The 25,122-nt window shown below is 61.8% G+C and carries 11 protein-coding genes and 6 pseudogenes; 13 read left to right on the top strand and 4 right to left on the bottom strand.

Annotation, left to right across the window (positions count from 1 at the left end; genetic code table 11):
- Positions 1-40 precede the first annotated feature (40 nt).
- Together GWK50_RS06415 and GWK50_RS06410 are read left to right on the top strand one after the other, a co-directional pair.
- Positions 41-994 (top strand): annotated as a pseudogene (locus tag GWK50_RS06415) (IS3 family transposase); the annotation flags it as partial.
- Between the two features lie 377 nt (positions 995-1,371).
- The gene (locus GWK50_RS06410; protein ID WP_162015743.1) at positions 1,372-2,724 is read left to right on the top strand and encodes an alpha/beta hydrolase; all 1,353 of its coding nucleotides are present in this window, start codon (positions 1,372-1,374) and stop codon (positions 2,722-2,724) included.
- A gap of 522 nt (positions 2,725-3,246) precedes the next feature.
- Here the strand turns inward: GWK50_RS06410 and GWK50_RS06405 are convergent.
- Both GWK50_RS06405 and GWK50_RS06400 read right to left on the bottom strand, forming a co-directional pair.
- Positions 3,247-3,747 carry a hypothetical protein gene (locus GWK50_RS06405; RefSeq protein WP_162015746.1) on the bottom strand — a complete coding sequence of 167 codons (501 nt, stop codon included), beginning with the start codon at positions 3,745-3,747 and terminating at the stop codon, positions 3,247-3,249.
- Between the two features lie 204 nt (positions 3,748-3,951).
- Positions 3,952-4,464, bottom strand: coding sequence for a hypothetical protein (locus GWK50_RS06400; protein ID WP_162015745.1), 513 nt, complete (start codon positions 4,462-4,464; stop codon positions 3,952-3,954).
- Between the two features lie 104 nt (positions 4,465-4,568).
- Here GWK50_RS06400 and GWK50_RS06395 point away from each other — a divergent pair, with 104 nt between their 5' ends.
- The 3 genes and pseudogenes from GWK50_RS06395 to GWK50_RS06385 all read left to right on the top strand — a co-directional run bounded on the left by GWK50_RS06395 (position 4,569) and on the right by GWK50_RS06385 (position 10,367).
- Positions 4,569-7,484 carry a Tn3-like element IS1071 family transposase gene (locus GWK50_RS06395; RefSeq protein ID WP_003049965.1) on the top strand — a complete coding sequence of 972 codons (2,916 nt, stop codon included), beginning with the start codon at positions 4,569-4,571 and terminating at the stop codon, positions 7,482-7,484.
- Between the two features lie 199 nt (positions 7,485-7,683).
- A pseudogene (locus tag GWK50_RS06390) lies at positions 7,684-8,637 on the top strand (IS3 family transposase); the annotation flags it as partial.
- 377 nt (positions 8,638-9,014) lie between these two features.
- A complete protein-coding gene (locus GWK50_RS06385; RefSeq protein WP_162015743.1) occupies positions 9,015-10,367 on the top strand; it encodes an alpha/beta hydrolase in 1,353 nt (450 codons plus the stop codon).
- A 440-nt stretch (positions 10,368-10,807) separates the two neighbouring features.
- Here the strand turns inward: GWK50_RS06385 and GWK50_RS06380 are convergent, their stop codons facing one another.
- Positions 10,808-11,920, bottom strand: coding sequence for a hypothetical protein (locus tag GWK50_RS06380; protein ID WP_162015742.1), 1,113 nt, complete (start codon positions 11,918-11,920; stop codon positions 10,808-10,810).
- Between the two features lie 258 nt (positions 11,921-12,178).
- Here GWK50_RS06380 and GWK50_RS06375 point away from each other — a divergent pair, with 258 nt between their 5' ends.
- The 5 genes and pseudogenes from GWK50_RS06375 (at position 12,179) to GWK50_RS06355 (ending at position 21,031) form a co-directional block, all read left to right on the top strand.
- The gene (locus tag GWK50_RS06375) at positions 12,179-15,094 is read left to right on the top strand and encodes a Tn3-like element IS1071 family transposase (RefSeq protein WP_003049965.1); all 2,916 of its coding nucleotides are present in this window, start codon (positions 12,179-12,181) and stop codon (positions 15,092-15,094) included.
- Positions 15,095-15,237: 143 nt separating this feature from the next.
- Positions 15,238-15,831: pseudogene (locus tag GWK50_RS06370) on the top strand (FAD-dependent oxidoreductase); the annotation flags it as partial.
- A 108-nt stretch (positions 15,832-15,939) separates the two neighbouring features.
- Positions 15,940-17,487, top strand: coding sequence for an IS91-like element ISPps1 family transposase (locus GWK50_RS06365; RefSeq protein WP_011117152.1), 1,548 nt, complete (start codon positions 15,940-15,942; stop codon positions 17,485-17,487).
- 189 nt (positions 17,488-17,676) lie between these two features.
- Positions 17,677-19,107 (top strand): annotated as a pseudogene (locus tag GWK50_RS06360) (DNA gyrase subunit A); the annotation flags it as partial.
- A 130-nt stretch (positions 19,108-19,237) separates the two neighbouring features.
- Positions 19,238-21,031, top strand: a complete 1,794-nt coding sequence (locus tag GWK50_RS06355; protein WP_197904984.1) for a methyl-accepting chemotaxis protein — start codon at positions 19,238-19,240, stop codon at positions 21,029-21,031.
- 324 nt (positions 21,032-21,355) lie between these two features.
- Here the strand turns inward: GWK50_RS06355 and GWK50_RS06350 are convergent.
- Positions 21,356-21,625, bottom strand: a pseudogene (locus tag GWK50_RS06350) (RidA family protein); the annotation flags it as partial.
- Between GWK50_RS06350 and GWK50_RS06345 the strand changes: the two are divergent.
- The 3 genes and pseudogenes from GWK50_RS06345 to GWK50_RS06335 all read left to right on the top strand — a co-directional run.
- A pseudogene (locus GWK50_RS06345) lies at positions 21,623-22,825 on the top strand (IS91-like element ISPps1 family transposase); the annotation flags it as partial. The pseudogenes GWK50_RS06350 and GWK50_RS06345 sit on opposite strands and share 3 nt — an antisense overlap.
- A 238-nt stretch (positions 22,826-23,063) precedes the next feature.
- Positions 23,064-23,765 (top strand): transglutaminase family protein, encoded by a 702-nt coding sequence (locus GWK50_RS06340; protein ID WP_162015741.1) that lies wholly within the window; start codon positions 23,064-23,066, stop codon positions 23,763-23,765.
- Positions 23,766-23,816: 51 nt separating this feature from the next.
- On the top strand, positions 23,817-25,043 hold the full coding sequence (locus GWK50_RS06335) for an ABC transporter substrate-binding protein (RefSeq protein WP_162015740.1): 1,227 nt from the start codon (positions 23,817-23,819) through the stop codon (positions 25,041-25,043).
- Positions 25,044-25,122: the final 79 nt, after the last annotated feature.

Raw genomic sequence — 25,122 nt, 5'->3', positions numbered from 1 at the left:
AAAAACTTGCTGCCTTGCTGGGCAACTCGATGGACGCCACCGGCGACTTGCCGTGATCGCCGCAGTGCTCGAACTCAGCCCCGTTCTGGGCGCTGGCGCCGCATGCCGCGCCCTGGGCCTGCCGCGCGGCGTGCCGGCCCGCCAGCGGGCCCAGGCAAGGCGCGCAGCCATGGTCGGACCCAGGCCTCCTCGCGCGGTGCGAGTGCGCCCACCGCTGGCCTTGGATGCGCAAGAGAGCACGCTGCTGCTGGACACTTTGAACAGCGAACGCTTCGCCGACACCGCCCCTGCGGCCGTGCACGCCACGCTGCTCGACGAGGGGCGATACCTGGGCTCGGTGCGCACCATGTACCGCCTGCTGAACACCCAAGGCGGCTCGTGCGAGCGTCGCCGCCAGCTCACCCACCCGGCCTACGTCAAACCCGAACTGCTGGCCAGCGCTCCGAACCAGATCTGGTCCTGGGACATCACCAAGCTGAAAGGGCCGGCCAAATGGACCTGCTTCCATCTGTACGTGATCCTGGACATCTTCAGCCGCCACGTGGTGGGCTGGATGCTCGCCGAGCGCGAGAGCGCCGATCTGGCCGAGCAGCTGATCGCCGACACCGTCTCGCGCCACGACGTGCAGCGCGGCATGCTCACGCTGCACGCCGACCGGGGGGCGGCCATGCGCTCCAAGCCGGTGGCCGCCTTGCTGGTGGAGCTGGACATCGCCAAGAGCCACAGCAGGCCGCACGTCTCGGACGACAACCCGTATTCGGAGTCGCAGTTCAAGACCATGAAGTACCGGCCTGACTTCCCGGCGCGGTTCGGCTGCATCGAGGACGCTCGGCTCCACTGCCAAGCATTCTTCTCTTGGTACAACACCGAGCACCGGCACTCGGGCATCGGCTACATGACGCCGCAAGCGGTGCACTACGGTCAGGCACCGGCCCTGCGCGATGCGCGTCAGGTCGCGCTGGATGCCGCGTTCCTCGCGACACCGAAGCGCTTCAAGGGCCGTCGTCCCAAACCCCATGCGCTGCCGACCGCAGCCTGGATCAACCCACCACCATCGGAGGCCAACGTCCAGAGAACAACCCAGCACTGCGCAGTAAATTTATGACAAGCGGTGCAGCAAAGTCATTGACACGTTCCGGCCTATCGATTCAAATCTATTGGCCTGGACCGATGCAGGGCGGATCATCACGCGCCACCTGGCGTCCTCGAAGCGTCGCTCGCGAGAGGACGCCTACGGAAGTCCTGACCTCTGGGACTTTTCGGGCATACGTCAGTTTGATCGTTTGGTAGTTCGGTAGTTCGGTAGTTTGATTCCCCACGCAATTCGGCCGCGAGTTCGGCGAAGTGCCAGTACAGAATATGGAGGCCCATGTGAATCAGAAGCTTTGTTCGGGTTGGAAGAGAGCTGCAAAGCTTCTCCAGATTGCAGTAGCTGGCCTGACGGTGTTTGCGGCGGCATCCAGCCAGGCGCAAGGCAATCCGACCTACATCGGTCTTGGCCCCGCCAAGGCCATGTACTACAAGCCAGATTCCGGGCCTGCGCCGCGCGTTGCGTTCCTGATCGTGCATCGCACGAGCAACTATCTGCAGCACCCTGGATGCCAAGAATTGCCCAAGCGAGGTTTTGCCGCGCTGTGCATGAACACGCGCTTCGACAACAACGAATTCCTTGTTGATTGGGACCTCATCGCACTGGATGTCAAGGCCGGCATGGAATACCTGCGCAAGCAGGCAGGTATCGAGAAGGTGGTCTTGTTCGGTCACAGCGGCGGGGGGCCAACCCTCAGCTACTACCAGGCCGTTGCAGAAAATGGCACCGCATTCTGCAAGAGCCCGCAGAAACTCGTTCCTTGCCGCGATGAACTCGCCAACCTGCCCAAAGGCGATGCACTGGTGCTGGCCGACGCGCACCCGGGCGTGCCAGTCATCTTGTTGCGCAGTCTGAACGGGTCGGTCGTCAATGAAACGCCGAAGAGCTTCGATCCCGCGCTGGACCCCTATAACCCCGCGAATGGATATAACCCCAGCGGTGCCTCCGCGTACACGGCCGACTTCCAGGCCCGCTACTACGCCGCCCAGTCGAAGCGCATGAACGCGTTGATCGAATCGGCGCTCGCAAAGCGCCGTGCGCTCCAAGCCGGTAGCGGCCCGTATCCAGACAACGACATCTTCCTCATCCCGCATGGTGGCAATCCCGGTGCTGGCCCTGGCGGCGCATCACAGTTGCACAGCCTGGATCCCAAAGACAAGCTACGCTTTACCAAGCTGCCGCGCAAGCTGCTCAAGAACGACGGCTCCATCTCGGAACAGATGGTGGTGTCGGTCAGCCCGGTTGAGCTGCAGACGAAGGATTCAACCAATGCGTTCGATCGCGGCACCAAGCTCTTGAGCATCCGCTCCTTCCTGAGCACACAAGCGGTGATGTCGAACAACTCGCTGGATGGTATTGACCACTGTTCCAGCAACAACTCCACCGTCTGTGCCGTGAGGTCCATCTCGGCGCCGACTCTGGTTGCCGGCATGGGTGGCTATCTGTTCATCCGCGACTCGGAAGAGGAGTTCGAGAATTCGAAGAGCACCGACAAGGACCTTGTTTTTATCGAAGGCGCTACCCACGGATTCACGCCATGCGGCAACTGCGGTGCGCCGGATGGGGCCTATTCGAACAGTGTGAAGAATCTGTTCGACTACGTTGGGAACTGGACTAGAGCTAGGTTCAAGTAAACCATGTTCTGCTGTACTCCGACCTGCGAGACCGAGAGGATTGGCGGACCTATGCGCATCTTCAGGAGACGCGTTGTTCAACCGATCGGTGGGTTGCCGGCATCAGGAGACCCGTGCCGTTGTCAAGGAGAACGGGCGAGGAGCTTCGATAAAGCGGGTCGCGGTGCTCAAACTGGCGATTGCACCTAGCAGCGGTCGTGGCGCCGGTGGCGGCGAAAGTCGGGTCAAGACTGATTGCTGAGGTTCAGCAACGACTCCTTTGCGGCATCTCGGCTCCTTGTTTGAATCGCCCCGGGCGGTTCAGTTCGATGTGGTCAGTTTCAAGGCCCCCAAGGAAAGCTGCGACTCGAGCAAGAACCTGCAAGGGGCTGCCAATTCAGACCCGGAACTTGACTGACGATGTCGTGCGCGTTTGACATCCAGCGAGGCGACTAAGGCCTCAACGGGACAACTTGCTCGGACGAGTGATGTTCCCCTGGATGACGAGCGTGATGACCGCCACGTTGGCTGGCGGTGCTGACATCAGAACGTCGATGCCGTCGGCCGCCGACCAAGGCGCAGAGTCTTTGGCGCTGGTATCCAGAATGCACAAAAGGCTACGCGCTTGCCCTTGGCCACCGCGTAGCTGGCAGCTTGCTCGACAAACTTGCGGCAGTCTTCCATCTGTTTGATCCGCGTGTCCGTCTCCTTGAGCTCGATCGTGATTCCTCGAAGGCTCAAGTCAGTGAAGCCCCCTGCGGCCGCGGCGTGCTCCTCCAGATCCGACCCGATGCGAGGCGACCGGCGAAGGTCCTTTCGAACCTGGACTTGGAATTCTTTCTCGCCCCACGCGCCATCGAACACGGCGTCTTGAACTGCTCTCCCAGCAAGATTGCCCAGACTGGTCAGCAGCTCAAGAATGTCCGACAGCTCCTCGGCATTTGCCCAGCCTTCCCGTCTTAGTAGATCGCGGATCAACAGGATCTTTTCGTCGACAGGCTGATAGCCGGTTATCGAGTTGACCCGTATGTCGAAGCCCTCCACCAAAAGCGTACGGTGGCCGACGACAGCACGGGCTGCTCTGCGCTGGCAGGTTGGAATGCCGCCGTGTATTTGAAACTCGAAAGGCCTCGATTTCAGTCCCTGTGCGATCTGGAGAGCCGCACGACCCGTCTGGATGAGCGTGTACGGCGGCTCTGTGGACGGCTTCGTGAACGTGAACTCGAGAGCTCGTAGGTGCTCCTGGGCTCACCCAGCACACCCCCCCCGAGAGAAAGAAAAGAGCTTGGCCGAGATCGGCGTCAGCACCAGGTGCGTGGCACCCTCTGGCCATCGAGAGACTCTGACCTCGATCTCCATGTCATGCAATTCGCGCGGAACCAGGTGGTGGATGTTGGCCGCTGGTTGGCCACCAAGCTGGAACTTCAAGAAGGCTACTGAGAGCTCAGTAGGCCGTGGGCGCTCTTCAACTTGTTTCGGACCGGCCGGAATGCGTGGCCGCTCCTCCGAGAACACCCCGATCGGCAACGGTATGCCCGCCAGTGTTTTGCAGATGGACTCGAACTCGGCAATGGTGGCGACCGACTGCAATGAGGCTGATGCATCCACGAGGCTCTTAGCGACGCCCTTCTCGCCAAACTCCTTGAGCCAAAGACGATGGCGCTCGACTGCACTGCGCAGGAACCGGTCACCGTCTGGAACTGCGTCGAGAACTGCTTGCCGGGTCTCCTCGTTTTCAGTGCAATAAGTGACGGTACGCAAAGCTAGCACTGGCGCGGGGGTGGTCTGGGTAGACCGTTGATTTCATTGACTTTCCTGTTCGCTTTGTAAACGGGTATGGTGGCCTCCCACTTTTGAGGTTCACGATGCAGGGTTGGCACACAACGTTTTTGGGGATGCGTGGGCTCCCCCGCGATATCAGCGACTTCGAGATGAAGGCATTTTTCACCTTCGATGGTGCCGAGCGCGACGCAATCAATGCACGCCGAGGTGATTCCCACAAGCTTGGTCTGGCGCTCCATATTGGTTTCCTGCGCATGAGTGGGCGTTTGCTCGGTGCCTTTCGGGTAATTCCAGTAGCCTTGTGGCGCCACCTTGGCAACGAGCTTGGCATTGCAGCACCAGAAGTCGCCTCGCTGAGAGCCATGTATGAACGCGGGCGCACGCTATTCGATCACCAACAAGTAGCCTGCACGGTCCTTGGATTCCAGTGGATGAGCGAGCACCAGCGCCGCTCACTGGTACGTGAACTGCGCGACGAAGTGGCGCGCTGCGCCGACCGCGATCAGCTACTCGTGCGGGCGCGTCAATGGCTGTACAAGAACAAGCTGGTGATCGTGCACGAGCGGGCAATTCGGACACTGATTGCGGCGGCACTTGCCCAGCTTGAAGTTGAAACAGGCACCGCCATCGCCGCCAGCGTTGATCCAGCAACACTTGATCGCTGGCGAGCCTCAGTTTCAGAGCTGCGCCCAGATGGACAAACCCAGCAGAGTTGGCTATGGGCTGCACCGGCGAAACACTCAACCCGCCAAATCAGCGAGGTACTGGAGCGCATCGACCTGCTTTACACGCTGGACGTTCATAAGCACCTGGCAGACATCCCCGATCTCATCTTGCGCCGCTACGCGCGCCGACTTGTCTCCAGGCCGCCCTCAGCCGGAGCCAAGATCAAAGAGCCAGCGCGCACCGTGGAGGTCGCATGCTTTCTTCGGTATTGCCTGTTCACCACCACAGACCAGTTGATCCTTATGGTGCAGCGCCGGATCGCCGATCTGTGGCGTCAGGCTGCCGCCGATGTCCCCGCTACCGTCAATTGGGCCGCAATGTACAAAACGCTGCTCGGCGAACTTGTTGCCTTGAGCGCGCAAGGTGCGGTGCCAGATGCTGAGTTGCGTGCCCGTCTTGAAGCCTTGATCACCGAAACCCAGAAACGCAAACCACCGAGCAGGGCCTCCCTGGTCCGCGAGGGATTGATTGATGGAATTCGCCCCGTGCGGTCGTTGCTCGTCGCCATTGCAAAGCTGCCCTGGCAGGCCACCGGCGAGCATCCTGCCATCGAGTACCTTGCCAAGCTGCAAGCTTTATATCTCAAAGGATCCAGAAAGCTGCCAGTTGAAGTGGTGGCACCAAGTCTGGGAATGATCTGGCAGGTTTCGATCTCCAGCCCAGACCGGGAACGGGCGTTTCAGGCGTTGGAGGTGGCCACCCTGTTTGCCCTGCGCCGCGCGGTGCGCAATGGCTCGGTCTGGATTGAGCACAGCCTGAGCTTTCGGGGTCGTGCGCGCTTGTTCTTCACGGACGAGCGTTGGCAGGCAGAGTCCAAGAAACACTATGCCCGTCTATCGTTACCCAGCAAGGCTGCCACTTTCTTGAAGCCTTTGCTGGCCAGAGTAACTGCCGGTGTCGATGCGGTGGCCGCTGCAGCCCGCAGTGGCGTACTGCGCGTGGATGATGAACTCCATTTGTCGCCATTGCCCGCAGAGGACGAAGACCCAGAAGTGACCAAGCTGCGCGCGGCTTTGGATCACCGCATCGGTGAGGTTCAATTGCCGGAAGTGATTCTGGCCGTTGACGCCCAGGTGCGCTTTAGCTGGATCATGCTCGGACGTGAGCCGCGCTCTACCGACGAGCTGCTGATGGTCTATGCCGGCATCATGGCCCACGGCACCAGTCTGACTGCGGTCGAATGCGCGCGCATGATTCCGCAATTGTCTGCCACCAGCATTCGCCAGGCCATGCGCTGGGCGCGGGACGAACGGCGTCTGAGCCAGGCCTGCCAGGCTGTGCTGGAATTCATGCAGCGACACCCGATTGCCGCCACCTGGGGGCGGTCCGATTTGGCATCTTCTGACATGATGAGCATGGAGACCACCAAACGGGTGTGGCAAGCCCGGCTTGATCCTCGGCGCAACACACCTTCCATTGGAATCTACTCCCATGTAAAAGACCGGTGGGGCATCTTCCATGCGCAGCCCTTTGTGCTCAATGAGCGCCAGGCGGGCGTGGCCATTGAAGGTGTCATCCGCCAAGAAAAGCTGGAGACCAGCCAGCTTGCTGTGGATACCCATGGCTACACCGACTTTGCCATGTCACATGCCCGTTTGCTTGGTTTTGATCTTTGCCCGCGGTTGAAGGAACTCAAACAGCGCCACCTCTTTGTGCCACGCGGCACCAAAGTGCCCGCAGAAATCGCTGCGGTGTGCGAAGCCAATGTCGACGTCGCTTTGATCGAAAAGCATTGGGATAGTCTGGTGCACCTGGCAGCCTCGGTCATGAGCGGACATGCCAGTGCGGTGGCAGCTCTTGCGCGGTTCGGTTCTGCCGCCCAGGGCGATCCAATCTATGAGGCTGGCGTGCAATTGGGGCGGTTGCTGCGTACGGCGTTTTTGGCTGACTACTTTGTCAAGGACGCTTTCAGGAACGAGTTGCGCCGGGTGCTCAATCGGGGCGAGGCTGTTAACGCCCTCAAGCGCGCCATTTATACCGGCCGGATCAGCCCGGCGCAGGCCAAACGTGTCGATGAAATGCAGGCTGTGGCCGATGCGTTGAGCCTGATGGCCAACATCGTGATGGCGTGGAATACCTCACAGATGCAGGCGGTCCTGGATCGCTGGTCGAACCGCCGCCAGGTCATTCCACCGGAACTGATCGGGAAGATTGCGCCCACCAGGCTGGAGAGCATCAACTTGCGGGGTGTGTTTCGCTTCCCGGTTGACCGCTATGCTGACCAAATCCTGCCTTCGCGGCCAAATGCATCGATAACTGGCACCAATGGATGAAACCGACCACGGTTTGACGCCACGAATCGCAGATTTGAAAGTGAACAGGAAAGTCAATGAAATCAACGATCTACCAACACCACCTCCGCGCCAGTGCTAGCTTTTCGTACCGTCACTTATTGCACTGAAAACGAGGAGACCCCGTGATCGATGTCCAAAAAAAACTTGCTGCCTTGCTGGGCAACTCGATGGACGCCACCGGCGACTTGCCGTGATCGCCGCAGTGCTCGAACTCAGCCCCGTTCTGGGCGCTGGCGCCGCATGCCGCGCCCTGGGCCTGCCGCGCGGCGTGCCGGCCCGCCAGCGGGCCCAGGCAAGGCGCGCAGCCATGGTCGGACCCAGGCCTCCTCGCGCGGTGCGAGTGCGCCCACCGCTGGCCTTGGATGCGCAAGAGAGCACGCTGCTGCTGGACACTTTGAACAGCGAACGCTTCGCCGACACCGCCCCTGCGGCCGTGCACGCCACGCTGCTCGACGAGGGGCGATACCTGGGCTCGGTGCGCACCATGTACCGCCTGCTGAACACCCAAGGCGGCTCGTGCGAGCGTCGCCGCCAGCTCACCCACCCGGCCTACGTCAAACCCGAACTGCTGGCCAGCGCTCCGAACCAGATCTGGTCCTGGGACATCACCAAGCTGAAAGGGCCGGCCAAATGGACCTGCTTCCATCTGTACGTGATCCTGGACATCTTCAGCCGCCACGTGGTGGGCTGGATGCTCGCCGAGCGCGAGAGCGCCGATCTGGCCGAGCAGCTGATCGCCGACACCGTCTCGCGCCACGACGTGCAGCGCGGCATGCTCACGCTGCACGCCGACCGGGGGGCGGCCATGCGCTCCAAGCCGGTGGCCGCCTTGCTGGTGGAGCTGGACATCGCCAAGAGCCACAGCAGGCCGCACGTCTCGGACGACAACCCGTATTCGGAGTCGCAGTTCAAGACCATGAAGTACCGGCCTGACTTCCCGGCGCGGTTCGGCTGCATCGAGGACGCTCGGCTCCACTGCCAAGCATTCTTCTCTTGGTACAACACCGAGCACCGGCACTCGGGCATCGGCTACATGACGCCGCAAGCGGTGCACTACGGTCAGGCACCGGCCCTGCGCGATGCGCGTCAGGTCGCGCTGGATGCCGCGTTCCTCGCGACACCGAAGCGCTTCAAGGGCCGTCGTCCCAAACCCCATGCGCTGCCGACCGCAGCCTGGATCAACCCACCACCATCGGAGGCCAACGTCCAGAGAACAACCCAGCACTGCGCAGTAAATTTATGACAAGCGGTGCAGCAAAGTCATTGACACGTTCCGGCCTATCGATTCAAATCTATTGGCCTGGACCGATGCAGGGCGGATCATCACGCGCCACCTGGCGTCCTCGAAGCGTCGCTCGCGAGAGGACGCCTACGGAAGTCCTGACCTCTGGGACTTTTCGGGCATACGTCAGTTTGATCGTTTGGTAGTTCGGTAGTTCGGTAGTTTGATTCCCCACGCAATTCGGCCGCGAGTTCGGCGAAGTGCCAGTACAGAATATGGAGGCCCATGTGAATCAGAAGCTTTGTTCGGGTTGGAAGAGAGCTGCAAAGCTTCTCCAGATTGCAGTAGCTGGCCTGACGGTGTTTGCGGCGGCATCCAGCCAGGCGCAAGGCAATCCGACCTACATCGGTCTTGGCCCCGCCAAGGCCATGTACTACAAGCCAGATTCCGGGCCTGCGCCGCGCGTTGCGTTCCTGATCGTGCATCGCACGAGCAACTATCTGCAGCACCCTGGATGCCAAGAATTGCCCAAGCGAGGTTTTGCCGCGCTGTGCATGAACACGCGCTTCGACAACAACGAATTCCTTGTTGATTGGGACCTCATCGCACTGGATGTCAAGGCCGGCATGGAATACCTGCGCAAGCAGGCAGGTATCGAGAAGGTGGTCTTGTTCGGTCACAGCGGCGGGGGGCCAACCCTCAGCTACTACCAGGCCGTTGCAGAAAATGGCACCGCATTCTGCAAGAGCCCGCAGAAACTCGTTCCTTGCCGCGATGAACTCGCCAACCTGCCCAAAGGCGATGCACTGGTGCTGGCCGACGCGCACCCGGGCGTGCCAGTCATCTTGTTGCGCAGTCTGAACGGGTCGGTCGTCAATGAAACGCCGAAGAGCTTCGATCCCGCGCTGGACCCCTATAACCCCGCGAATGGATATAACCCCAGCGGTGCCTCCGCGTACACGGCCGACTTCCAGGCCCGCTACTACGCCGCCCAGTCGAAGCGCATGAACGCGTTGATCGAATCGGCGCTCGCAAAGCGCCGTGCGCTCCAAGCCGGTAGCGGCCCGTATCCAGACAACGACATCTTCCTCATCCCGCATGGTGGCAATCCCGGTGCTGGCCCTGGCGGCGCATCACAGTTGCACAGCCTGGATCCCAAAGACAAGCTACGCTTTACCAAGCTGCCGCGCAAGCTGCTCAAGAACGACGGCTCCATCTCGGAACAGATGGTGGTGTCGGTCAGCCCGGTTGAGCTGCAGACGAAGGATTCAACCAATGCGTTCGATCGCGGCACCAAGCTCTTGAGCATCCGCTCCTTCCTGAGCACACAAGCGGTGATGTCGAACAACTCGCTGGATGGTATTGACCACTGTTCCAGCAACAACTCCACCGTCTGTGCCGTGAGGTCCATCTCGGCGCCGACTCTGGTTGCCGGCATGGGTGGCTATCTGTTCATCCGCGACTCGGAAGAGGAGTTCGAGAATTCGAAGAGCACCGACAAGGACCTTGTTTTTATCGAAGGCGCTACCCACGGATTCACGCCATGCGGCAACTGCGGTGCGCCGGATGGGGCCTATTCGAACAGTGTGAAGAATCTGTTCGACTACGTTGGGAACTGGACTAGAGCTAGGTTCAAGTAAACCATGTTCTGCTGTACTCCGACCTGCGAGACCGAGAGGATTGGCGGACCTATGCGCATCTTCAGGAGACGCGTTGTTCAACCGATCGGTGGGTTGCCGGCATCAGGAGACCCGTGCCGTTGTCAAGGAGAACGGGCGAGGAGCTTCGATAAAGCGGGTCGCGGTGCTCAAACTGGCGATTGCACCTAGCAGCGGTCGTGGCGCCGGTGGCGGCGAAAGTCGGGTCAAGACTGATTGCTGAGGTTCAGCAACGACTCCTTTGCGGCATCTCGGCTCCTTGTTTGAATCGCCCCGGGGCGGTTCAGTTCGATGTGGTCAGTTTCAAGGCCCCCAAGGAAAGCTGCGACTCGAGCAAGAACCTGCAAGGGGCTGCCAATTCAGACCCGGAACTTGACTGACGATGTCGTGCGCGTTTGACATCCAGCGAGGCGACTAAGGCCTCAACGGGACAACTTGCTCGGACGAGTGATGTTCCCCTGGATGACGAGCGTGATGACCGCCACGTTGGCTGGCGGTGCTGACATCAGAACGTCGATGCCGTCGGCCGCCGACCAAGGCGCAGAGTCTTTGGCGCTGGTATCCAGAATGCACAAAAGAGCTACGCGCTTGCCCTTGGCCACCGCGTAGCTGGCAGCTTGCTCGACAAACTTGCGGCAGTCTTCCATCTGTTTGATCCGCGTGTCCGTCTCCTTGAGCTCGATCGTGATTCCTCGAAGGCTCAAGTCAGTGAAGCCCCCTGCGGCCGCGGCGTGCTCCTCCAGATCCGACCCGATGCGAGGCGACCGGCGAAGGTCCTTTCGAACCTGGACTTGGAATTCTTTCTCGCCCCACGCGCCATCGAACACGGCGTCTTGAACTGCTCTCCCAGCAAGATTGCCCAGACTGGTCAGCAGCTCAAGAATGTCCGACAGCTCCTCGGCATTTGCCCAGCCTTCCCGTCTTAGTAGATCGCGGATCAACAGGATCTTTTCGTCGACAGGCTGATAGCCGGTTATCGAGTTGACCCGTATGTCGAAGCCCTCCACCAAAAGCGTACGGTGGCCGACGACAGCAACGGGCTGCTCTGCGCTGGCAGGTTGGAATGCCGCCGTGTATTTGAACTCGAAAGGCCTCGATTTCAGTCCCTGTGCGATCTGGAGAGCCGCACGACCCGTCTGGATGAGCGTGTACGGCGGCTCTGTGGACGGCTTCGTGAACGTGAACTCGGAGAGCTCGTAGGTGCTCCTGGGCTCTGCCGAGATCGGCGTCAGCACCAGGTGCGTGGCACCCTCTGGCCATCGAGAGACTCTGACCTCGATCTCCATGTCATGCAATTCGCGCGGAACCAGGTGGTGGATGTTGGCCGCTGGTTGGCCACCAAGCTGGAACTTCAAGAAGGCTACTGAGAGCTCAGTAGGCCGTGGGCGCTCTTCAACTTGTTTCGGACCGGCCGGAATGCGTGGCCGCTCCTCCGAGAACACCCCGATCGGCAACGGTATGCCCGCCAGTGTTTTGCAGATGGACTCGAACTCGGCAATGGTGGCGACCGACTGCAATGAGGCTGATGCATCCACGAGGCTCTTAGCGACGCCCTTCTCGCCAAACTCCTTGAGCCAAAGACGATGGCGCTCGACTGCACTGCGCAGGAACCGGTCACCGTCTGGAACTGCGTCGAGAACTGCTTGCCGGGGTCTCCTCGTTTTCAGTGCAATAAGTGACGGTACGCAAAGCTAGCACTGGCGCGGGGGTGGTCTGGGTAGACCGTTGATTTCATTGACTTTCCTGTTCGCTTTGTAAACGGGTATGGTGGCCTCCCACTTTTGAGGTTCACGATGCAGGGTTGGCACACAACGTTTTTGGGGATGCGTGGGCTCCCCCGCGATATCAGCGACTTCGAGATGAAGGCATTTTTCACCTTCGATGGTGCCGAGCGCGACGCAATCAATGCACGCCGAGGTGATTCCCACAAGCTTGGTCTGGCGCTCCATATTGGTTTCCTGCGCATGAGTGGGCGTTTGCTCGGTGCCTTTCGGGTAATTCCAGTAGCCTTGTGGCGCCACCTTGGCAACGAGCTTGGCATTGCAGCACCAGAAGTCGCCTCGCTGAGAGCCATGTATGAACGCGGGCGCACGCTATTCGATCACCAACAAGTAGCCTGCACGGTCCTTGGATTCCAGTGGATGAGCGAGCACCAGCGCCGCTCACTGGTACGTGAACTGCGCGACGAAGTGGCGCGCTGCGCCGACCGCGATCAGCTACTCGTGCGGGCGCGTCAATGGCTGTACAAGAACAAGCTGGTGATCGTGCACGAGCGGGCAATTCGGACACTGATTGCGGCGGCACTTGCCCAGCTTGAAGTTGAAACAGGCACCGCCATCGCCGCCAGCGTTGATCCAGCAACACTTGATCGCTGGCGAGCCTCAGTTTCAGAGCTGCGCCCAGATGGACAAACCCAGCAGAGTTGGCTATGGGCTGCACCGGCGAAACACTCAACCCGCCAAATCAGCGAGGTACTGGAGCGCATCGACCTGCTTTACACGCTGGACGTTCATAAGCACCTGGCAGACATCCCCGATCTCATCTTGCGCCGCTACGCGCGCCGACTTGTCTCCAGGCCGCCCTCAGCCGGAGCCAAGATCAAAGAGCCAGCGCGCACCGTGGAGGTCGCATGCTTTCTTCGGTATTGCCTGTTCACCACCACAGACCAGTTGATCCTTATGGTGCAGCGCCGGATCGCCGATCTGTGGCGTCAGGCTGCCGCCGATGTCCCCGCTACCGTCAATTGGGCCGCAATGTACAAAACGCTGCTCGGCGAACTTGTTGCCTTGAGCGCGCAAGGTGCGGTGCCAGATGCTGAGTTGCGTGCCCGTCTTGAAGCCTTGATCACCGAAACCCAGAAACGCAAACCACCGAGCAGGGCCTCCCTGGTCCGCGAGGGATTGATTGATGGAATTCGCCCCGTGCGGTCGTTGCTCGTCGCCATTGCAAAGCTGCCCTGGCAGGCCACCGGCGAGCATCCTGCCATCGAGTACCTTGCCAAGCTGCAAGCTTTATATCTCAAAGGATCCAGAAAGCTGCCAGTTGAAGTGGTGGCACCAAGTCTGGGAATGATCTGGCAGGTTTCGATCTCCAGCCCAGACCGGGAACGGGCGTTTCAGGCGTTGGAGGTGGCCACCCTGTTTGCCCTGCGCCGCGCGGTGCGCAATGGCTCGGTCTGGATTGAGCACAGCCTGAGCTTTCGGGGTCGTGCGCGCTTGTTCTTCACGGACGAGCGTTGGCAGGCAGAGTCCAAGAAACACTATGCCCGTCTATCGTTACCCAGCAAGGCTGCCACTTTCTTGAAGCCTTTGCTGGCCAGAGTAACTGCCGGTGTCGATGCGGTGGCCGCTGCAGCCCGCAGTGGCGTACTGCGCGTGGATGATGAACTCCATTTGTCGCCATTGCCCGCAGAGGACGAAGACCCAGAAGTGACCAAGCTGCGCGCGGCTTTGGATCACCGCATCGGTGAGGTTCAATTGCCGGAAGTGATTCTGGCCGTTGACGCCCAGGTGCGCTTTAGCTGGATCATGCTCGGACGTGAGCCGCGCTCTACCGACGAGCTGCTGATGGTCTATGCCGGCATCATGGCCCACGGCACCAGTCTGACTGCGGTCGAATGCGCGCGCATGATTCCGCAATTGTCTGCCACCAGCATTCGCCAGGCCATGCGCTGGGCGCGGGACGAACGGCGTCTGAGCCAGGCCTGCCAGGCTGTGCTGGAATTCATGCAGCGACACCCGATTGCCGCCACCTGGGGGCGGTCCGATTTGGCATCTTCTGACATGATGAGCATGGAGACCACCAAACGGGTGTGGCAAGCCCGGCTTGATCCTCGGCGCAACACACCTTCCATTGGAATCTACTCCCATGTAAAAGACCGGTGGGGCATCTTCCATGCGCAGCCCTTTGTGCTCAATGAGCGCCAGGCGGGCGTGGCCATTGAAGGTGTCATCCGCCAAGAAAAGCTGGAGACCAGCCAGCTTGCTGTGGATACCCATGGCTACACCGACTTTGCCATGTCACATGCCCGTTTGCTTGGTTTTGATCTTTGCCCGCGGTTGAAGGAACTCAAACAGCGCCACCTCTTTGTGCCACGCGGCACCAAAGTGCCCGCAGAAATCGCTGCGGTGTGCGAAGCCAATGTCGACGTCGCTTTGATCGAAAAGCATTGGGATAGTCTGGTGCACCTGGCAGCCTCGGTCATGAGCGGACATGCCAGTGCGGTGGCAGCTCTTGCGCGGTTCGGTTCTGCCGCCCAGGGCGATCCAATCTATGAGGCTGGCGTGCAATTGGGGCGGTTGCTGCGTACGGCGTTTTTGGCTGACTACTTTGTCAAGGACGCTTTCAGGAACGAGTTGCGCCGGGTGCTCAATCGGGGCGAGGCTGTTAACGCCCTCAAGCGCGCCATTTATACCGGCCGGATCAGCCCGGCGCAGGCCAAACGTGTCGATGAAATGCAGGCTGTGGCCGATGCGTTGAGCCTGATGGCCAACATCGTGATGGCGTGGAATACCTCACAGATGCAGGCGGTCCTGGATCGCTGGTCGAACCGCCGCCAGGTCATTCCACCGGAACTGATCGGGAAGATTGCGCCCACCAGGCTGGAGAGCATCAACTTGCGGGGTGTGTTTCGCTTCCCGGTTGACCGCTATGCTGACCAAATCCTGCCTTCGCGGCCAAATGCATCGATAACTGGCACCAATGGATGAAACCGACCACGGTTTGACGCCACGAATCGCAGATTTGAAAGTGAACAGGAAAGTCAATGAAATCAACGATCTACCAACACCACCTCCGCGCCAGTGCTAGCTTTTCGTACCGTCACTTATTGCACTGAAAACGAGGAGACCCCAACGTGGACATCCAGATGCGCACCAATGTGCCGCACATCTTCGCCATCGGCGACATCGTGGGCCAGCCCATGCTGGCGCACAAGGCGGTGCACGAGGCGCATGTGGCGGCGGAAGTGATCGCCGGCGAATTGCAGGGCAACAAGGAACTGGCCAGCGCCGCCTTCAACGCCCGCGTGATCCCCAGCGTGGCCTACACCGACCCCGAAGTGGCCTGGGTGGGCCTGACCGAAGACCAGGCCAAGCAGCAGGGCATCAAGGTCAAGAAGGGCCTGTTCCCCTGGGCGGCCTCGGGCCGCGCCATTGCCAACGGCCGCGACGAAGGCGTCACCAAGCTGCTGTTCGACGACAGCCCCGAAGCAGGATCAGGAGACGGCCATGCTGGCCGGGGCCACGGCAAGATCCTGGGCGGCGGCATGGTCGGCACGCATGCGGGCGACATGATCGGCGAGATCGCCCTGGCCATCGAGATGGGTGCGGACGCTGTCGACATCGGCAAGACCATCCACCCGCATCCGACGCTGGGCGAGAGCATCGGCATGGCGGCGGAAGTGGCGCATGGCAGCTGCACGGATGTGCCGCCTGCGCGCAAGTAAGTCCGCAGCCAAGCTACCCTGACAAGGCCCGAACTGGCGACGGTTCGGGCCTTGTGCTTTGCGTACCCAAACAATCGCCGCAGAATACTGTGCATTTGTACAGTATTCATGTCAGCCACTTCCAAGCCCAAGCTCTACAACCCACGCCACCCCGAACGCACGCTGCTCTACCAAATGGTAGCCGAGCACTACGAGACCTGGCTAGAGTTGGCCAGCGCGGGTCAGTTCGACGGCCAGGGCGACCACCACACCCCCAAGCCCTTCGTGCGCAAAGCGTTTGCCAAGTATCTTGAGTGCGGCATCTTTGCCCATGGCTTTGCCCGCGCTCGCTGCGGCGACTGTGGGCACGACTACTTTGTAGCCTTCTCCTGCAAAGGCCGGGGAGTCTGCCCCTCGTGCACCACGCGGCGGATGGTGGAGACGGCGGCACACCTGAGCGACCACGTTTTCCCCCGCCTGCCGGTGCGCCAGTGGGTGCTCTCCGTGCCCAAGAGGTTGCGGTACTTCATGCAACGCGACGGAGCGGTGCTGAGCATGGTGCTGCGCATCTTTCTGCGGGTGATCGCACAAACTCTGCAGACCCACAGCCCCGGTGCGGCCCATATGGACAAGGCAGGCCTGCACATCGGTGCCATCGCCTTCATTCACCGATTCGGCTCCAGCCTCAATGAACACGTCCACTTCCACGTTTGTGTGGTGGACGGGGTGTTTGAGGAAGTGGAGGGCGAGGGCGATGCTGATGCGACCCCTCGAATCTCATCGCCGGGTGTCATCTTTCACGCGGCCACCGGCATCGATGCGGCTACCGTGGCCCCAGTGCAGACCACACTGCAAAAACGCATCCTGCGCGCCTTCGTTGCTCGGGGCCTGCTGGAGAACTGTGACGCCAAAGACATGCTGGGCTACAAACACAGCGGCTTCTCGGTGGACGCCGGTGTCTGCATCGAAGCCCACGACCGCGCTGCGCTGGAGCGGCTGCTGCGCTATTGCGCGCGTCCACCGTTTTCCATGGAGCGCCTACGCAAAGAGGGAAGCAAACTGGTGTACCGCTGTGCCAAACAGCGCAGCGAGCCCACCAGTGACAAGCGTGGTGCCAAGGCAGATGAGCTGCACCTCACACCGCTGGAACTGATCGACCGCATCGCCGCGCTGGTGCCACCGCCACGCACCCACCGGCACCGCTACTTTGGTGTGCTGGCACCAAACTCGCCGCTGAGAGCGGCGGTAACGGCGCTGGCTCAGCCTGCTGCGTCGCAACCAGCCACGGTGGAGACTGCACAACCTGGCGCGGGCGTACCTGGGGTGGCGGCGCCGGGCAACGCGGCCACACCCACACCCGAACCTGAAGCACGCCCGAAGCGAGCGGCGCATTACTTGTGGGCGGTGCTGATTGCCCGCATCTACGAGGCATTTCCGCTGCTGTGCCCCATGTGCGGTGGGCAGATGCGCATCATTGCCTTCATCACCCACAGCGCCGAAATCCGCCACATCCTGAACCACATCGGGGTGGAGTCTGCCCCCCCGCACATCACCCCGGCACGCGGGCCACCGCTGTGGGAGGGCTGCGACGCGCCGGTGGATGATGGTGCGCAAGGCGAGCCGGATTGGGATCTGGCAGCTCAACCCGACGAGGTAGACCAGCGCGTCAATTGGTGACCCAGTGAAGCGGCGGTATCCATCGCTGCGGGGAAGCAGCTGCGCGCGCGCCAGGCCCAAATGCATACTGCCTCCCAAGCTCTTGCCATTGAGCGGCAAGCGAGCGCTCAACCTTCCTTGGCCGAACGTGTTTCGAGGCCCAAAACTCGTGCCATACTTGGCCTCATGCGGTTGAATTTCCTATCCGTCCAGGAGCAGAACCAGCTCAAGGCCAGCATGCTGGCCGTGCTCGACGGCGTGCGCGACGAGTCGAGCAAGGACGCGCCCGTGCGCCTGGTGTTCGAACCCAAGACCGGCAAGGTGCCGCAGCAGGAGCTGACCACCGCGCTGCTGGCGCACACCAGTCTGGAGACCTCGGCGCCCATCAACCTCACCATGGTGGGCCTGGACGGCAAGCCGGTGCAGAAGTCGCTGCGCCAGATGCTCGACGAGTGGATTGCGTTCCGCCAGACCACCATCACGCGGCGCAGCCAGCACCGCCTGGACAAGGTGCTGGACCGCATCCACATCCTTGAAGGGCGGCAGACCGTGCTGCTCAACATCGACGAGGTGATCGCCATCATCCGCCAGTCGGATGAGCCCAAGGCTGCGCTGATCGCGCGCTTTGCCCTGAGCGACCGCCAGGCCGAGGACATCCTGGAAATCCGCCTGCGCCAGTTGGCACGCCTGGAAGCCATCAAGATCGAGCAGGAACTGAAGGAGCTGCGCGAGAACCAGGGCAAGCTCGAAGAAATTCTGGGCAACCCGGCCGCGCTGCGCCGCCTGATGGTCAAGGAAATCGAGCAGGACGCCAAGCAGTTTGCCGACGCGCGCCGCACCCTGATCCAGGCCGAGAAGAAGGCCGTGGTCTCGGCGCGCGTGGTGGACGAGCCCGTCACCGTGGTGGTGTCGCAGAAGGGCTGGGTGCGCGCGCGCACCGGCCACGGCCACGAGGCCGCGAGCTTCGCCTTTAAGGCGGGTGACGGGCTCTATGGCACCTTCGAATGCCGCTCGGTGGACCAGTTGCTGGTGTTTGGCAGCAACGGCCGTATTTATTCGGTACCCGTGGCGCAGTTGCCCGGCGCACGCGGCGACGGCCAGCCCGTCACCACGCTGATCGACCTGGAGCCCGGCACCACCATCGCCCACTATTTTGCCGGCCCGGCCACGGCGCTGCTGCTGCTGGCGAGCACGGGCGGCTACGGTTTCCTGGCCACGGTGGAGAACATGGTCTCGCGCCAGCGCGGTGGCAAGGCCTTCATCACCGTGGGCGAGGGCGAGACGGTGTGCGCGCCTTCGCACGCCGCACATTCCAGCGGCAGCCAGCCGCTGGCACCGGCCACGCATGTGGCCTGCGCCTCGGCGGGCGGACGCATCCTCACGTTTGAGATGGGTGAGTTGAAAAGCATGGAGAAGGGCGGGCGCGGCCTGGTGCTGATCGACCTGGAGCCCAAGGACCAGCTCGCCGGTGCGGCGGCCTACACGCGCAGCATCCGCATCGCAGGCATGGGCCGTGGCGCCAAGCCGCGCGAGGAAACACTGGAGATCCGGTCGCTCAATAACGCCCGCGCGGCCCGTGCGCGCAAGGGCAAGGTGGCCGACCTGGGGTTTAAGCCCACGGCTGTCACGCGGGTGGAATAACAGGGAGGGCGCACCGTGGATGTGGCGGTGCGCCTGGCTCTTTGGAGCGGTGCCGGGCCGGTGATTGCGCAGTTGTAAAAAAGAGAAAAATGGCGCACGATGTCATAACCAATAAAAACGGGAGTTGCACATGGTGAAGCAGTTGCGCATGGCGCACAAACTCTGGGTGGCGGTGGTTGCCATCGTGCTCATGCTGGTGTTCGTCATGGGTTTTTCGGCCTATCGCTCGGCCAAGATGCAGGCACAGGCCGATGTGGCCATCAAGGAAGCCACGGCGCGCGTCGAGGCGGCCATCCGCTGGACCGGCCTGACCGAAACCAATGCGGCGCGCACCCAGGCGCTCATCGTCAGCAACGACCCCGCCGTCGAGGCCGAGTTCAAGGACGACATTGCCGCCACATCGGCACAGATCAGCGAGGTGCAGAAGTCGCTCGAAGCCATGGCCCTGTCGGACGCCGACAAGGCGCAGATGGGCAAGATCGCAGCCGCCCGCAAGACCATGATCGATCTGCGCGTCCAGGCCCGCAAGCTCAAGGCCGATGGCAGCCACGACGAGGCTGTGAAACTGATCACGCAACAGTACAACCCGGCCGTGGCGGCCTACCTGCAGACCCTGCGGGATTTCGTCAAGATGCAGCAGCAGAGTTCGGTGGATCGGCAGCAGCAACTGGCGGGCGAGCGCATGCTGACCGTCCAGTTGGCTGGCGCCATGGTGCTGGCGCTGCTGATCTGTATCGGGCTGGGAGCGTATTACCTCATTGGCAGCATCCAGCGCCCCCTGGCAGAGGCGGGCGCCCTGGCCCAGCGCATCGCTGGCGGTGATCTCAGCGCCCGGGAAACCGTGACCCGCACGGACGAATTTGGCGACCTGCTGCGCTCGCTGTACGCCATGAGCGAGGCCCTGGGCCAGATGGTGCACCAGGTGCGCCAGAGCACCGACAGCATTGCCACGGCCAGCTCCCAGATTGCGGCAGGCAACCATGATCTGTCAGCCCGCACCGAACAGACCGCCAGCAACCTGCAGGAAACCGCCGCCGCCATGGAGCAGTTCACCAGCACCATCCAGCAAAGTGCGGCCAGCGCCCAGCAAGCCAGTGCGTTGGCGACCTGGGCATCGGGGGTGGCGCGCAGGGGTGGCGAGGTGGGCAAGGAGGTGGTGTCCACGATGGAGGACATTCATCGCAGCAGCCAGAAAATTGCCGACATCATCGGCGTGATCGATGGCATTGCCTTCCAGACCAACATCCTGGCGCTCAACGCGGCCGTCGAGGCCGCACGCGCGGGCGAGCAGGGCCGCGGCTTTGCTGTGGTGGCCAGCGAGGTGCGCAGCCTGGCCGGGCGCAGCGCCGAGGCGGCCAAGGAGATCAAGCAGCTCATCGGCGCTTCGGTCGAGAAGGTCGAGCTGGGGTCGCGCCTGGTGCAGGACGCCGGGGGCACCATGCGGGAGATCGTGCAGTCGGTGCAGCGCGTCACCGACATGATTGGCGAGGTCACGGCGGCCAGCACCGAGCAGAGCACCGGTATTGGCCAGGTCAACCAGGCGGTGGTCAACCTCGACCAGATGACGCAGCAGAACGCCGCGCTGGTGGAGGAAAGCACGGCCGCCGCGCAGAGCCTGCGCGAGCAGGCCCAGCAACTGGCGCAGACCGTGTCGGTGTTCAAGGTCCAGGGCGGTGGCGTGCAAGCGGGTGCCCCTGCGGTGCGCAGTGCCCCGGCGCCAGCGCCGGTTCCTGCACCCGCTGCGGCGAGTGCAACTGCAGCCCGCAAGCCTGCGGTACGCGCCCAGGCACCTAAGGCCGCGGTGCGGCTGGCCCAGCCTGCCGCCGCTGCACCTGCACGGCCGTCCAAGGCCTCGTCTTCAGCGCCCGCTGCAACGCCCCGTGTGGCGCCCGCCGGGGGTGAGGACGACTGGGAATCCTTCTGACGCGACACCGCCCGTAAGAACGTGTTTACGATCTCGCAGGGACCGCGTTGGAGCGCAATCGGGATGAGTGGATGCGTCGGATGTGCCGCATGGGCTCGTGCCCATGCAAGCAGACGGGGCGTCCAATCGCCCGATTTCGCTCCAACCCTTTGGGCAGTGGTCTTTGCGGGCGATCTGCGGCGTTGCGGCGCTTGTGGATAGCCAAGCTATCCACTGCGCCCCGCGCCTTGCATCCCATCCCGCAAAGACCGCTGCGCGACCCCTGGGAGATCGTAAACACGTTCTAAGGGCGGTGCAGCCAGGGCCAGGCGGCGGCCCGGGTGATCAGGCCAGTTCGGCGATCAGCTCGATTTCCACGCAGGCTCCCATCGGAATCTGCGCCACACCGAAGGCGCTGCGCGCGTGCACACCGGCTTCGCCAAACACCTCGCCCAGCAGCTCGCTGGCGCCGTTGGTGACCAGGTGCTGCTCGGTGTAATCGCCGGTGGAGTTCACCAGGCTCATCACCTTGACGATGCGCTTGACGCGGTTCAGGTCGCCGCCACAGGCCGCCTGCAGCGTGCCCATGAGGTCGATGGCCACGGCACGCGCCGCCTGCCGGTGCGCCAGTGGGTGCTCTCCGTGCCCAAGAGGTTGCGGTACTTCATGCAACGCGACGGAGCGGTGCTGAGCATGGTGCTGCGCATCTTTCTGCGGGTGATCGCACAAACTCTGCAGACCCACAGCCCCGGTGCGGCCCATATGGACAAGGCAGGCCTGCACATCGGTGCCATCGCCTTCATTCACCGATTCGGCTCCAGCCTCAATGAACACGTCCACTTCCACGTTTGTGTGGTGGACGGGGTGTTTGAGGAAGTGGAGGGCGAGGGCGATGCTGATGCGACCCCTCGAATCTCATCGCCGGGTGTCATCTTTCACGCGGCCACCGGCATCGATGCGGCTACCGTGGCCCCAGTGCAGACCACACTGCAAAAACGCATCCTGCGCGCCTTCGTTGCTCGGGGCCTGCTGGAGAACTGTGACGCCAAAGACATGCTGGGCTACAAACACAGCGGCTTCTCGGTGGACGCCGGTGTCTGCATCGAAGCCCACGACCGCGCTGCGCTGGAGCGGCTGCTGCGCTATTGCGCGCGTCCACCGTTTTCCATGGAGCGCCTACGCAAAGAGGGAAGCAAACTGGTGTACCGCTGTGCCAAACAGCGCAGCGAGCCCACCAGTGACAAGCGTGGTGCCAAGGCAGATGAGCTGCACCTCACACCGCTGGAACTGATCGACCGCATCGCCGCGCTGGTGCCACCGCCACGCACCCACCGGCACCGCTACTTTGGTGTGCTGGCACCAAACTCGCCGCTGAGAGCGGCGGTAACGGCGCTGGCTCAGCCTGCTGCGTCGCAACCAGCCACGGTGGAGACTGCACAACCTGGCGCGGGCGTACCTGGGGTGGCGGCGCCGGGCAACGCGGCCACACCCACACCCGAACCTGAAGCACGCCCGAAGCGAGCGGCGCATTACTTGTGGGCGGTGCTGATTGCCCGCATCTACGAGGCATTTCCGCTGCTGTGCCCCATGTGCGGTGGGCAGATGCGCATCATTGCCTTCATCACCCACAGCGCCGAAATCCGCCACATCCTGAACCACATCGGGGTGGAGTCTGCCCCCCCGCACATCACCCCGGCACGCGGGCCACCGCTGTGGGAGGGCTGCGACGCGCCGGTGGATGATGGTGCGCAAGGCGAGCCGGATTGGGATCTGGCAGCTCAACCCGACGAGGTAGACCAGCGCGTCAATTGGTGACCCAGTGAAGCGGCGGTATCCATCGCTGCGGGGAAGCAGCTGCGCGCGCGCCAGGCCCAAATGCATACTGCCTCCCAAGCTCTTGCCATTGAGCGGCAAGCGAGCGCTCAACCTTCCTTGGCCGAACGTGTTTCGAGGCCCAAAACTCGTGCCATACTTGGCCTCATGCGGTTGAATTTCCTATCCGTTCGCAGGCGCCGAAGTGCCTGAGCGAGGATGAGCATGGAGGATCGATGACATGAACGCGCCGCTACAAACCACGAATTCGAACGACCTGTCGAGCTGCCTTGCATCCGGCCGCTATGTGGACAGCGAGCACCCGGCGGTGATTGCGTTCGCGCGCCGGGTTGCTGGCACCGCGATGACGCCGCGTGAAATCGCGGTCAAGCTCTACTATGCCGTGCGCGATGAGTTTCTCTATGACCCGTACCACTTCGACACCAGCATTAATGGCCTCAAGGCCAGCCATGTCATCGCGGCGGGCCGCGGCTTCTGCGTGCCCAAGGCAGCACTGCTGGCGGCGGCGGCCCGCGTGTTGGGCGTGCCATCGCGACTGGGTTATGCCGACGTGCGAAACCATCTGACCAGCAAGCGACTGTACGACATGATGGGCACCGATCTGTTCGTCTTTCACGGCTACACCGAGTTGTGGCTCGACGGTCAATGGCTCAAGGCCACGCCCGCCTTCAACCGCTCCTTGTGCGAGAAAGCAGGCATTCGGCCGCTGGAGTTCGACGGTAGCGTCGATTCGGTCCTTCATGAATTTGACGTCAACGGCCGACGTCACATGGAGTATGTGCAGGACCGGGGCGCCTACGCCGATCTCCCGCGCGAGGAACTGCTGGGCGCTTGGCGTGAGAACTACAAGAGCTTCGCCGACTGGGGTCAGGTTGCAGGCAATGGTGCCGACTTTGAACAAGAAGTGGGCCTGGGATCGTGACTGTCATGAAGTGAGTTGACCAGATTCTTAAGTTGACACAAGGAGATAACCATGAACCTGAGAAAATCGAAATTCGCAAACTCGTTGAGTGATCCTCGACCGTGGCTTCAGCTTCGGCTGCCAGACGTGCGGGTAACCCTGCAGACTGTGCAGGTTTTTGCCGCCCTTTGTGTGACGCTGCTGGGGACCGGGCTCTCTCGAGCAGAGACTGGCGTAACAGCGCAGACCGTTCTAATCGGTCAGAGTGTGTCGCTGACTGGGCCGCGTGCAGCGATCGGCACTGACTTCAGCGAAGGCTTCAAGGTGTGCGTTGACGAAGTGAATCGGGGGGGGGGCGTCTTCGGCCGCCATTTGAAGCTCGTGCAAATGGACGATGGGTATGTACCCCAGCGATCGCTATCCAACACCGAAAAGATGATCACCGAAGACGGCGTGTTCGCCATCGTCGGAAATCTCGGAACCGGCAACGTCATGGCGGTGTTGCCGCTGCTGGCGGACAAGCGTGTGCCCTTGTTTGCACCGTTCACGGGGGCGGATAGCGTACGCCGTACGCCAAACCGGTACCTGTTTACCGTGATGGCGTCGTACAGCAATGAATTCGAAAAGATGGTCCAGCATCTGACGACACTAGGGATTACTTCCATTGCGGTGGCCTATCAGAACTATCCCTATGGAAAGGAGGGCCTGACCGGCGTGCAGGCGGCAATGAAAGACCGACAGCTGGCTCCGGTAGTGATCGCGCCGATCGAAACCGACGCTCGCGACGCCGCCGCCGCGGCGCAGGCGATTGCGCGCGCTCGTCCACAGGCGGTCATCGTCGCAATGGCTGGCAAGGCTACGATCGAATTCATACGTGAGTTCAAGAAGACCGGCGTGGCGGCGCAACTGCTGTTGTGGTCGATAGCAGACACCAATCTCCTGATCAACCAATTTGGTAAGGACGCGACTGGCATCATCGTCACGCAGACGATGCCGGCGCCGTTTTCCGAGAAGCTCGCTGTTTCGCGCGAATTCCGGCGACTGATGAAGGCCGCCAGCAAGGACAAGCACATTGGCTATGCGTCCATGACGGGGTATGTGTCGGCCAAAGCCTTTGTCCAAGCGCTCCGGCTCGCGGGGCCTGATTTGACTCGCGAAAAGTTCATCGGCGCCGTCGAGAGCGCGAAGGCCATGGATCTGGGCGGCTTTATCCTGCGCTTCGCACCGGAACGGCATCATGGATCGAGTTACGTCGAAATGACCATGATCAGGCCTGGCGGTTCCCTCTTTGTCTATTGAGGTGGCGATGGTGAAACCAAGTTCCGTTGTGCTTTTCTCGAAGAGATATCTTCCATGGAAGACTGGACCACGGAACGAC

This window comes from Acidovorax sp. 210-6 (assembly GCF_010020825.1).
Classification (GTDB): domain Bacteria; phylum Pseudomonadota; class Gammaproteobacteria; order Burkholderiales; family Burkholderiaceae_C; genus Simplicispira; species Simplicispira sedimenti.
Note: the sequence above shows the minus strand (reverse complement) of the source record. Positions and strands in the feature narration are given on the sequence as shown.